Here is a 12,627-nt window from a genome sequence, read left to right on the forward strand (position 1 = left end):
TTATTGATGAGTCTCTCAACAATCTGCAAGCCGAGACAGTTTCGGGTTGTGAGGTTAAGCGACTAAGCGTACACGGTGGATGCCTAGGCAGTCAGAGGCGATGAAGGACGTGCTAATCTGCGAAAAGCGTCGGTAAGCTGATATGAAGCGTAATAACCGGCGATGTCCGAATGGGGAAACCCAGTGCAATCCGTTGCACTATCGCTTGATGAATTCATAGTCAAGCGAGGCGAACCGGGGGAACTGAAACATCTCAGTACCCCGAGGAAAAGAAATCAACCGAGATTCCCCCAGTAGCGGCGAGCGAACGGGGAGCAGCCCAGAGTCTGCATCAGTGAAGGGGTGAGTGGAAGCGTCTGGAAAGTCGCACAGTAAAGGGTGAAAGTCCCGTACACTAAACCCTCTTCACTGTGAGCTCAACGAGTAGGGCGGGACACGTGGTATCCTGTCTGAATATGGGGGGACCATCCTCCAAGGCTAAATACTCCTGACTGACCGATAGTGAACCAGTACCGTGAGGGAAAGGCGAAAAGAACCCCGGCGAGGGGAGTGAAACAGAACCTGAAACCGTGTACGTACAAGCAGTGGGAGCCTTCATTTATGGGGGTGACTGCGTACCTTTTGTATAATGGGTCAGCGACTTATATTCTGTAGCAAGGTTAACCGTTTAGGGGAGCCGCAGGGAAACCGAGTCTTAACTGGGCGCATGAGTTGCAGGGTATAGACCCGAAACCCGGTGATCTAGCCATGGGCAGGTTGAAGGTTGGGTAACACTAACTGGAGGACCGAACCGACTAATGTTGAAAAATTAGCGGATGACTTGTGGCTGGGGGTGAAAGGCCAATCAAACCGGGAGATAGCTGGTTCTCCCCGAAAGCTATTTAGGTAGCGCCTCGTGAATTCATCTTCGGGGGTAGAGCACTGTTTCGGCTAGGGGGCCATCCCGGCTTACCAACCCGATGCAAACTGCGAATACCGAAGAATGGTATCACGGGAGACACACGGCGGGTGCTAACGTCCGTCGTGAAGAGGGAAACAACCCAGACCGCCAGCTAAGGTCCCAAAGTCATGGTTAAGTGGGAAACGAGGTGGGAAGGCTCAGACAGCCAGGATGTTGGCTTAGAAGCAGCCATCATTTAAAGAAAGCGTAATAGCTCACTGGTCGAGTCGGCCTGCGCGGAAGATGTAACGGGGCTAAACCATGCACCGAAGCTGCGGCAGCGACACTAAGGTGTCGTTGGGTAGGGGAGCGTTCTGTAAGCCGTCGAAGGTGTGCTGTGAAGCGCGCTGGAGGTATCAGAAGTGCGAATGCTGACATAAGTAACGATAAAGCGGGTGAAAAACCCGCTCGCCGGAAGACCAAGGGTTCCTGTCCAACGTTAATCGGGGCAGGGTGAGTCGACCCCTAAGGCGAGGCTGAAAAGCGTAGTCGATGGGAAACAGGTTAATATTCCTGTACTGAATGTGACTGCGAAGGGGGGACGGAGAAGGCTAGGCCATCCGGGCGACGGTTGTCCCGGTTTAAGCGTGCAGGTGGGCAGGACAGGCAAATCCGTTCTGCTGTAACACTGAGGCGTGATGACGAACCGCTACGGCGGTGAAGTGGTTGATGCCCGGCTTCCAGGAAAAGCCTCTAAGCATCAGGTGACATTGAATCGTACCCCAAACCGACACAGGTGGTCAGGTAGAGAATACTCAGGCGCTTGAGAGAACTCGGGTGAAGGAACTAGGCAAAATGGTGCCGTAACTTCGGGAGAAGGCACGCTGGCAGCAGGTGAAGGAAGAAACATCCGGAGCCGAAGCCAGTCGCAGAGACCAGCTGGCTGCAACTGTTTATTAAAAACACAGCACTGTGCAAACACGAAAGTGGACGTATACGGTGTGACGCCTGCCCGGTGCTGGAAGGTTAATTGATGGGGTTAGCGCGTAAGCGCGACGCTCTTGATAGAAGCCCCAGTAAACGGCGGCCGTAACTATAACGGTCCTAAGGTAGCGAAATTCCTTGTCGGGTAAGTTCCGACCTGCACGAATGGCGTAATGATGGCCAGGCTGTCTCCACCCGAGACTCAGTGAAATTGAACTCGCTGTGAAGATGCAGTGTACCCGCGGCAAGACGGAAAGACCCCGTGAACCTTTACTATAGCTTGACACTGAACATGGAGCCTTGATGTGTAGGATAGGTGGGAGGCCAGGAAGTGTGGACGCCAGTCTGCATGGAGCCATCCTTGAAATACCACCCTTGAATGTTCGATGTTCTCACCCAGTTCCGTGATCCGGAACGGGGACAGTGTCTGGTGGGTAGTTTGACTGGGGCGGTCTCCTCCCAAAGCGTAACGGAGGAGCACGAAGGTTGGCTAATCACGGTCGGACATCGTGAGGTTAGTGCAAAGGCATAAGCCAGCTTGACTGCGAGAGTGACAGCTCGAGCAGGTACGAAAGTAGGTCTTAGTGATCCGGTGGTTCTGAATGGAAGGGCCATCGCTCAACGGATAAAAGGTACTCCGGGGATAACAGGCTGATACCGCCCAAGAGTTCATATCGACGGCGGTGTTTGGCACCTCGATGTCGGCTCATCACATCCTGGGGCTGAAGTCGGTCCCAAGGGTATGGCTGTTCGCCATTTAAAGTGGTACGCGAGCTGGGTTTAGAACGTCGTGAGACAGTTCGGTCCCTATCTGCCGTGGGCGTTGGAAGATTGAAAGGGGCTGCTCCTAGTACGAGAGGACCGGAGTGGACGCACCGCTGGTGTACGGGTTGTCATGCCAATGGCATAGCCCGGTAGCTAAGTGCGGCAGAGATAACCGCTGAAAGCATCTAAGCGGGAAACTTGCCTTGAGATGAGTCTTCCCTTGACTTTAAGGTCACGGAAGGAACGTTTGAGACGAAGACGTGGATAGGCTGGGTGTGTAAGTGCAGCGATGCATTGAGCTGACCAGTACTAATGAACCGAGCGGCTTAACCTTACAACACCGAAGGTGTTTTGGTGAGAGAGACGAAAAGAATTTTAGCTTGTTGACCGGATTGGTTCTGATGGTGGTGCGAGCTGTTAAAGGCGGGTATCACGGTTGGAATGGAATGAATTTGCCTGGCGGCGATAGCGCGGTGGTCCCACCTGACCCCATGCCGAACTCAGCAGTGAAACGCCGTAGCGCCGATGGTAGTGTGGGGTCTCCCCATGTGAGAGTAGGGAACTGCCAGGCTTTGCATTAAGCGAACCCCCTCAGCGTAAGCTGGGGGTTTTTGCGTTTTGGGGGATGCTGTTATTGACAGACTGGCCTATTGACCGGCTTCATTCGATGTGCATTTTCTTGAAGAAACCAGGGCGCGATTTTACATTTTTAGAATGAATATTTTATTTAAAAATAAATCACATGTAATTAAAAAAACAGACTGAATGGTTATTAAAGACTATTCCCCGTCCATAAGGTTTACGAGAAATCCTGAGCAGGTTTTATCGGTCATCATCCTTTATTTTGTCTTAATAAATCAGCAATTAATCAGCAATTAAATAGCTTGATGATTTAAAAATACGCCTTCCTTTTTTTTCGGATAATCCCCCTCCCCCTTTTTTCATGGCTTAAATCCGGCCAAATTAACCGTTTTATCCCTTTTTTATTGTGTTATTTTTGGGTTTTTTCGTAAAATAGCCGATGAGAAAATACTTAAACCCCCCTCTGTTCGGAAAATATTCTTTTGCGCGCAGATTTCTTTTCAACTTTCTATTAATGGTTAATGATTTTCGATTAAATAGCATTAATTTTCCTTCTGAAAATCTGTATTTATTGCGTTAAATCGGCTCTGGATATAAAAGCTTTAATGCCGCTGTATTCGCGCGTTTAAATGATTATGGTAGATTAGGTAAATGTAAAATAAGTGGAGTATAGAATCGCTGATAAATAAATTAAATAAGTCTTTTAAACTGATAGAAAGAAAATGAGTCACGATATTCTAAGTTCAGCTTGTTATGATGGGAGTCTTTTCATATATTCATAGAGCTAGCTTATTGAGCGGGTTGTTGGCAGATTATAATGAGTTTGAATATCTGTCTCAGAGAAATTTATATGTATTTCAATCCGTTTTTAAGTAAATTTACCTTATTATATTTTTATATAAAAATGAAATTTAAATTATTTCTTGTTTGAAATATTAAAAATTTATTAACTATTATCATGTTGGACATCGTAGTATGGACAAAATGAAATAATTTCAGCTTACTTGTAAAGCCTCGACATTCAGCTAATACTTAGTTAAATTTAGCTATCTAGAAGTCTAAACGTATAAACGGATAAAAATCGAGGTTATAGCATGCCAATTTGTATACCGGATGAATTACCTGCTGTGAATTTCTTACGAGACGAAAATGTGTTCGTGATGACATCTACCCGCGCAGATATTCAAAATATACGTCCGCTAAAGGTATTGCTGCTTAACCTGATGCCAAAGAAGATTGAGACAGAAAATCAATTTTTACGATTGCTATCCAACACACCTTTACAGGTAGATATTCAGTTACTCAGAGTAGATAACCGGAAGTGTAGAAATACGCCTATTGAGCATTTGAATAACTTTTATTGTGATTTCGAGCAGATAAAACACCAAAATTTTGATGGTTTAATTGTCACTGGGGCTCCATTGGGGTTAGTTGAATTTGGAGATGTGGCATATTGGGGACAAATCGAAAGAATAATTAGTTGGGCAAAAGAGCATGTAACTTCTACTCTATTTATCTGTTGGGCGGTACAAGCGGCTTTGAATATTTTGTATGGTTTGCCGAAGTTTACCAGAGAAGTAAAATTATCAGGCGTTTACTATCATACTACTCTGGATCCTCTGGCACTATTGACTCGAGGATTTGATGAATCCTTTTTTGCTCCCCATTCCCGCTATGCGGACTTTCCTGAGCAGGTTATTCGTCAACATACCGATCTGGATATTCTTTCCAGCTCTGAGGATGCCGGCGTGTATTTACTGGCGAGCAAAGATAAACGCATGGTGTTTATAACGGGCCATCCTGAATATGATGCCGGAACACTGGCTGGTGAATATTTACGTGATTTAGCGGCAGATTTGGATCCAAAGATCCCAGTAAATTATTTCCCAGATAATGATCCAGAAAGAAAACCATTGGCATCATGGCGCAGCCACGGGCATTTATTGTTCTCTAACTGGTTGAATTACTATGTGTATCAGATTACCCCATATGATCTTACCTACATGAATCCAACACTGGATTAATATCTTCATAAATGGCTGAATTTCAGCCATTCCACCACCCGGATTTTTTTCTGATCTTCTGTCAATACCGCACTTTTTGTAGTTTATCTTAAATAACAAAAACTTAACAAAATGATTGTATAATTTATGGAATCAATTTCTCTAATTATACATGAGTAATTTGTCATTTAATTCATTGTTTTTTCTTGAATAAAAATAAATTTATTTAAAAATGGAAATCGTTTTTGATTTATTTTAAATATCGATTACTCTTATTCAAGTGTGTTTTAAAATGAGGATGAGTGAATGACGCAGCAAACTTTAGCGACTGAATTATCGTTTTTTAAGCGATTTGGAGCGGCAGAGCAGGAGATTTTGACGCCTGAAGCGGTAGATTTTCTGGCAAATCTGGTTGTTCAGTTTACTGATATAAGGAAAAAACTATTAGCGGATCGGGATATTTGGCAGAAGAAAATTGATGGCGGCGAATTGCCTGATTTTATTTCGGAAACCAGTTCCATTCGAGAAAGTGAATGGGGAATTCAAAATATTCCAACCGATCTCCGTGACCGCAGAGTAGAAATCACTGGACCAGTAGAACGGAAAATGGTTATCAACGCTTTGAATGCAAATGTAAAAGTTTTCATGGCCGATTTCGAAGATTCCTTAGCACCGGCTTGGGATAAGGTTATTGAGGGGCAAATCAATTTACGCGATGCTGTTAATGGCACAATTTCTTACGTTAATGAGCAGGGGAAACAATACCAGTTACGATCAGATCCTGCTGTTTTGATCGCACGGGTAAGGGGGCTTCATTTACCGGAAAAACATGTTCTCTATCAGGATGAACCCATTGCCGGCGGATTGTTTGATTTCGCGCTCTATTTTTACCACAACTATAAGCAATTACTGGCAAAAGGGAGTGGCCCTTATTTCTATTTACCCAAAATTCAGTCTTACCACGAAGCGCTTTGGTGGAGTGATGTATTCAGTTTTGCAGAAGATCGCTTTGATTTGCCGAGAGGTACAATCAAAGCAACTGTATTGATTGAAACTTTGCCCGCTGTATTTCAGATGGATGAGATTCTTTACCATCTTCGTCACCATATCGTTGGTCTTAACTGTGGTCGCTGGGATTACATTTTCAGCTATATCAAGACACTGAAAAATCATGGTGATCGGGTTTTACCTGATCGTCAATCTGTCACGATGGATCAACCTTTCCTGAGTGCTTATTCCCGTTTACTGATTAAAACCTGTCATAAACGTGGAGCATTTGCGATGGGGGGAATGGCCGCCTTTATTCCAAGCAAAGATTCTGAACACAACAAATGGGTGTTAGATAAAGTCCGGGCGGATAAAGCGTTGGAAGCGTGTAATGGTCATGATGGTACATGGATTGCTCATCCAGGTCTTGCCGATACGGTAATGGAGATTTTCGATAAGGCATTGGGAGAACAGCAAAATCAGTTAGCTATTTCCCGCAGGGAAGATGCGCCTATTACGGCTGTGCAATTGCTGGAGCCTTGTCCCGGAGAGCGTACTGAAGAAGGGATGCGAGCCAATATTCGCGTAGCGGTTCAATACATTGAAGCCTGGATTTCAGGAAATGGGTGCGTGCCTATCTATGGCTTGATGGAGGATGCTGCGACAGCAGAAATTTCTCGGACATCCATTTGGCAATGGATTCATCATGAAAAATCATTATCCAATGGTAAAAAAGTGACAAAAAGTTTGTTCAGGAAAATGTTGGAAGAGGAAATGGAGGTCATTAAGCAAGAAGTTGGAGAAACACGTTTCAGCCAAGGGCGATTTAACGATGCGGCCAAGTTGATGGAGCGTATTACGACTCAGGACGAGCTAATAGATTTCCTGACACTGCCGGGATATCAATTGCTCGACTAAGCAACGAATAATAATAAATCACCATTATCCGATTAATTTAATAAAGAGTAGGAAGTAGAAGTCATGACAATCTCCAAAACTCAACAAATTGCTCAACTGGAACAGGAATGGAAAAGTGCTCGCTGGAATGGAATTATTCGCACATACAGTGCGGAAGATGTGATCAAATTGCGCGGTTCGGTTAATCCCGAACATACATTGGCACAGCTTGGCGCTAAAAAACTGTGGGAATTGCTGCATGGCAAAGCAAAGAAAGGTTATGTGAACTCATTGGGTGCATTGACCGGCGGACAGGCATTACAGCAGGCAAAAGCGGGTATTGAGGCGATTTATCTTTCTGGCTGGCAGGTTGCGGCTGATGCTAACACCGCATCCAGTATGTATCCTGATCAATCCCTCTATCCGGTGGATTCGGTTCCAGCGGTGGTAAAACGTATTAACAACAGTTTCCGCCGTGCAGATCAGATTCAGTGGGCAAATGGCATTGGTACTGATAGCCCGGAATATACCGATTATTTTCTGCCAATTGTGGCAGATGCGGAAGCAGGATTTGGTGGTGTTCTGAATGCGTTTGAATTGATGAAAGCCATGATTGAGGCTGGCGCTGCGGCTGTTCACTTTGAAGATCAACTTGCCGCCGTGAAAAAATGTGGTCATATGGGCGGTAAAGTTCTGGTTCCGACACAAGAGGCTATTCAAAAATTGGTTGCTGCGCGCCTGGCCGCGGATGTTTCTGGCGTGCCGACACTGCTCATTGCCCGTACAGATGCCGATGCAGCTGATTTGCTGACTTCTGATTGTGACGCTTATGACAGTGAATTTATTACTGGCGAACGGACTTATGAAGGATTTTTCCGTACCAAAGCAGGTATCGATCAGGCGATTAGTCGTGGCTTGGCTTATGCGCCGTATGCTGACTTGGTGTGGTGTGAGACATCAACACCGGATATCGAAATGGCTCGCAGTTTTGCTGAGGCGATTCACGCCAAATATCCCGGTAAATTATTGGCTTACAACTGTTCTCCGTCGTTCAATTGGAAAAAGAATTTGGATGATAAGACCATTGCGCGTTTCCAGGCTGAACTGTCAGCAATGGGCTATAAATTCCAATTTATTACTCTGGCGGGTATCCACAGTATGTGGTTCAACATGTTCGACTTGGCACACGCTTACGCGCAGGGCGAAGGTATGAAACATTATGTGGAGAAGGTGCAGGAAAGAGAGTTTTCATCCATTGAGCGTGGTTATACTTTCTCTTCCCATCAGCAGGAAGTGGGTACAGGCTATTTCGATAAAGTGACCACGATTATTCAGGGTGGGACATCATCGGTCACTGCATTGACTGGTTCTACGGAAGAGCAGCAGTTCTGATTGCTGTGTTTCTTATTCTATTCAGCCTGCTTATTGCAGGCTGAATATATTGAGGAGTTGCGATGGGGATAGATTCAGCACATCTGATAGCACAAACGATTTTACAAGGATTCGATGCACAGTATGGTCGCTTTTTAGAGGTGACTTCAGGTGCACAGCAACGCTTTGAACAGGCTGACTGGCGCGCCGTTCAGCAAGCGATGAAAAAGCGTATTAATCTTTATGATCACCATGTTGGGTTGGTCGTTGAGCAGCTAAAATGTATACATGGTGCTTTCGGGTATGATGAAGAGTACATTGCCGAAGTGAAGGTGGTTTATACCAGTTTATTACCGGATTATCCCCGGTTTGAAATTGCCGAAAGTTTTTTTAATTCTGTTTATTGCCGTCTGTTTGAGCATCGTAACCTGACGCCGGATAAGTTATTTATTTTTACCTCCCAGCCAGCTCGCAGATTTCGGGATATTCCCCGGCCGTTATCCCGTGACTTTTTCCCTAATGGCAATCTTGCTTCAATGCTACGGACAATATTTAATGATCTGCCGCTGCGTTTGCACTGGGAAGATCTGGAGAGGGATATTCGTTACATCACGGATTATCTGCAACGAACATTTCCAGTTGGGGAATTATTACAGGCGACATTTCAGATAGCGAATGAACTGTTTTATCGTAACAAAGCCGCCTGGCTAGTGGGTAAAATCCGCATTGAAAATCAGGTTTATCCTTTCTTATTGCCAATCCATCATAACGAATCCGGTGGGATTTTTATTGATACTTGTTTGACTGATCAGGCTGATGCCAGCATCGTATTTGGTTTCGCCCGCTCCTATTTTATGGTTTATGCGCCTTTGCCGGCGGCTTTGGTTGAGTGGCTGAGAGAAATTTTGCCGGCCAAATCGACTTCTGAGCTTTATATGGCAATTGGTTGTCAGAAGCATGGTAAGACAGAATATTACCGGGAATATCTGGCATTCATTACCTTCTCTAAAGAGCAATTTATGATTGCTCCTGGTGTTAAGGGGATGGTGATGTTGGTGTTTACTTCCCCTTCACTTGATAGAGTCTTCAAGGTTATTAAAGATAAATTTGCGCCACAGAAAGAGGTGACGCAGGATCGGGTGCAGGAGTGTTACCGTCTGGTCAAAGAGCATGACCGTGTGGGGAGAATGGCTGACACACAGGAATTCGAAAATTTCGTTATTGATAAGGTCCGTATCAGTTCTGAACTAATGGCTGAGTTGCAGAAAGAAATACCGGAAAAACTGGAAGATTTGGGGGATAAGATCCTTATTAAGCATCTGTATATGGAACGCCGGATGACACCGTTGAATATCTATATGGAACAGGTGGATGAACAGAAACTGAAAGATACGATTGAAGAATATGGCAATGCGATTAAACAACTTGCGGCGGCGGATATTTTCCCCGGAGATATGTTGTTCAAAAACTTTGGTGTGACACGGCATGGGCGTGTGGTGTTCTACGACTATGATGAAATCTGTTATATGACGGAAGTTAACTTCCGCGATATACCGCCGCCGCGTTATCCAGAAGATGAATTTGCCAGTGAACCTTGGTACAGCGTGGCACCAAATGATGTTTTTCCTGAGGAATTCCGGCATTTTCTTTGTACTGACAGTCGTATTCGCCGTTATTTTGAAGAGATGCATAGTAATTTATTCAAAGCTGATTACTGGCGGGCACTACAGGAACGAATTAAAAGTGGTCATGTGGAAGATGTATTTGCGTATCGCCGTAAACAACGGTTTAGCCAGCGAATTGAGATTAATGATGCGGAAACCCGTTGTGCTGTTGCCTCCAAAGATTCAGTGTGATTTTTACTTATGGCAGTTGCTATTGGCAACTGCTGTTTTCATCAACTATTAGTCAAATATGTTGCTCATCAATAGCTAATATTATTCTCCTCATTAAATTATTTCTCTGAATGAGATATAAATCAATTCCATTTCATTTTCCTTGTGCGATATATGCGTGTCCAGAATAAAAATAAATTTTAAATTCAATAGAATATATAGAGTTGTTATTAAATTGATATCATCAGGTTTTAAATTAAAAACCACAGATTTAATGATTGTATTAAGAAATAAAAATATATCTTATAATTTTTTATATGATCTATAATTTCACTGGGTTTAGAAAATATATTTTTTGTTACAGCTAATGACTAAAAAATAATGAATATTTTTGAGTCTTAATTGAAATCATTAAAATTTTATATCACTTAATGAAATTATTTAAGGAGTTAATAATGGCTAGTGTAATTCTGTATGGCGATAAGATTCATATTAGAAATAACTATCTTGGAAATGGTGGATACTTGGATGTTAATGGTTATGCAAATGTGCCGGGAGCCAAATATAACGTATACACGGCTACTTCGCCGACACGCGGTCCGGGTACGGGTTCATGGCAAATTCTGTCTGCGAGCGGAAAAGGTATGGGAACAGAGGTTTACAGTGGTGATACGGTATTCCTGATGAACCTTTACCAGAATAATGGGGGATACCTTGATATTAATGGTTATGCTCCGTCACCTGAAATTTATAATGTTTATACGGCAGATCAAACAGCACGTCCGGTTGGGACACGGACGTGGTATATTTTTTCAGATACCACAAGTGAATATGATGGTAAAGTTCGTGAGGGCGATATCATCCGTTTCCTTAATGGCTATAATAATGTACATGGAGGGTTTCTCGATACCTGTTTTCCTGCTAACATTCCTGGTGAATTATATAAGGTATATACCTCAATTCTTTCTAATCGAGGTAATGGAACAGGCACTTGGAGTTTATCAAAAGCATGATGCTAATCGGTTAATGCTCTAGTAACCAAGCCTTTTCTATATAAGAATCCGGGAATAGTATTATTTTCGGATTCTTTATATTATTTCTCGGTGATACTGTTTCCAGATTCGTTGAATAATTTCGTTATTATTCTGTTATATTACCGATAATGTTTTCAGGGATATTATAAATTAAGTTGAATTTATTGGACTGAAAAGTCAGGGCACAACAAAACCAATGCCCTGTGAAGGCTATGATTATCGGGAAAAATTAACGAATTCCGCCATATTCTTTACTGATCTCTTTTGCTGCACGGATAACCAAGGCGCCAAGTTCAGTGACGCGATCATCGGTGATCCGAGATACCGGGCCGGAAATAGAAATAGCGGCAAAGGCTTCGTGATGTTCATCATAAATACAGGCGGCAATACAGCGCAGACCCAAAGCATGTTCTTCATCATCGAATGAATACCCTTGTTTGCGTGCTTGTTCCAGATTTTCTTTTAAACCTGAAGGGGTTGTCTTGGTATGTTGCGTGTAAGCATGAAGCCCTTTTTTATGCAGTAACTGAACCAGTTGGTTATCTAATAGCGTTGAAAGGAATGCCTTTCCTGCCCCAGAAGCGTGCATGGGTAACTTGCCACCGATAGGTGCGGACATTCTCATCAGAGCATTACACTGCACTTGGTCGACAATAACCGCCTCATATTCACTGTGATCAAGAATAGCCAGATTGACGGTTTCACCGGAATCTTCCATCAGGCGGCGAAGGATAGGGTGAATAAGTGCCAATAGATTGCGGCTCTGCAAGAAACTGCTGCCGACAATAAAAGTATGTGAACCGATAACCCACAACCCTAAATCGCCAATCTGGCGGACAAAACCGTGCTGTTGCAGGGTCGTTAGAAGGCGGTGAGTGGTGGAGTTGGGTAATCCGGCTTGTTGTGCTAAATCAGTTAGCGCGATACCACCGGGAGACTCGGAAATAGATTCCAAAAGATTAAGCCCCCGACTTAATGACTGTACTTGCCCGTTAGCAGCGGCATTATTCGTCGTAATCTTAGTCCGTTTTGTTTTTTTACTGGTAACGGCAGTGCTCATCGAAATACCCTCTGAATAATAAGATGGAATTCATTTTCATTTCTTATTATGGACGATAAACCCCAAAAACACTCATCCGATGTGTGGAGAATGCTACCTGTCATTGAGATCTGAAAAAATTTATCATGGAGGCTAACGTGACTGGTTCAGCGTGATTCAACGTACTCCGTGTAGCTCCGGTTTCTGTGCGCTGTCCGTGTTCACTATTTATTATAAAAACGGTTTGCAA

Annotated in this window: 6 protein-coding genes and 2 rRNA genes; 7 read left to right on the plus strand and 1 reads right to left on the minus strand. The window is 43.9% G+C overall.

Features of this window, described 5'->3' with window-relative positions:
- The first annotated feature begins 52 nt into the window (after positions 1-52).
- The 7 genes from ACUN2T_RS02545 to ACUN2T_RS02575 all read left to right on the plus strand — a co-directional run bounded on the left by ACUN2T_RS02545 (position 53) and on the right by ACUN2T_RS02575 (position 11,317).
- Positions 53-2,963 (plus strand): 23S ribosomal RNA (locus tag ACUN2T_RS02545).
- A 121-nt stretch (positions 2,964-3,084) separates the two neighbouring features.
- A 5S ribosomal RNA gene (gene rrf / locus ACUN2T_RS02550) occupies positions 3,085-3,200 on the plus strand.
- Between the two features lie 1,105 nt (positions 3,201-4,305).
- Entirely contained in the window at positions 4,306-5,235 is a 930-nt protein-coding gene (metA, locus tag ACUN2T_RS02555) for a homoserine O-succinyltransferase MetA (RefSeq protein ID WP_445496091.1), read from the plus strand.
- 285 nt (positions 5,236-5,520) lie between these two features.
- A complete protein-coding gene (gene aceB, locus ACUN2T_RS02560) occupies positions 5,521-7,119 on the plus strand; it encodes a malate synthase A (RefSeq protein WP_445496092.1) in 1,599 nt (532 codons plus the stop codon).
- Positions 7,120-7,182: 63 nt separating this feature from the next.
- Positions 7,183-8,490: an isocitrate lyase gene (aceA, locus tag ACUN2T_RS02565; protein WP_445496093.1), complete on the plus strand. Its 1,308-nt coding sequence runs from the start codon at positions 7,183-7,185 to the stop codon at positions 8,488-8,490.
- Between the two features lie 62 nt (positions 8,491-8,552).
- Entirely contained in the window at positions 8,553-10,325 is a 1,773-nt protein-coding gene (gene aceK, locus ACUN2T_RS02570) for a bifunctional isocitrate dehydrogenase kinase/phosphatase (RefSeq protein WP_445496094.1), read from the plus strand.
- Between the two features lie 434 nt (positions 10,326-10,759).
- A complete protein-coding gene (locus ACUN2T_RS02575; RefSeq protein WP_445496095.1) occupies positions 10,760-11,317 on the plus strand; it encodes a hypothetical protein in 558 nt (185 codons plus the stop codon).
- 250 nt (positions 11,318-11,567) lie between these two features.
- Here the strand turns inward: ACUN2T_RS02575 and iclR are convergent, their stop codons facing one another.
- Complete coding sequence (gene iclR / locus ACUN2T_RS02580) at positions 11,568-12,398, minus strand: glyoxylate bypass operon transcriptional repressor IclR (protein WP_445496096.1); 831 nt, start codon at positions 12,396-12,398, stop codon at positions 11,568-11,570.
- Between the last annotated feature and the right edge of the window lie 229 nt (positions 12,399-12,627).

This window comes from Photorhabdus machadonis, assembly GCF_052657765.1.

Coding starts and splice junctions, on each gene's coding strand:
- metA (WP_445496091.1), top strand. CDS start 4,306: ATGCCAATTTGTATACCGGATGAATTACCTGCTGTGAATTTCTTACGA.
- aceB (WP_445496092.1), top strand. CDS start 5,521: ATGACGCAGCAAACTTTAGCGACTGAATTATCGTTTTTTAAGCGATTT.
- aceA (WP_445496093.1), top strand. CDS start 7,183: ATGACAATCTCCAAAACTCAACAAATTGCTCAACTGGAACAGGAATGG.
- aceK (WP_445496094.1), top strand. CDS start 8,553: ATGGGGATAGATTCAGCACATCTGATAGCACAAACGATTTTACAAGGA.
- ACUN2T_RS02575 (WP_445496095.1), top strand. CDS start 10,760: ATGGCTAGTGTAATTCTGTATGGCGATAAGATTCATATTAGAAATAAC.
- iclR (WP_445496096.1), bottom strand. CDS start 12,398: ATGAGCACTGCCGTTACCAGTAAAAAAACAAAACGGACTAAGATTACG.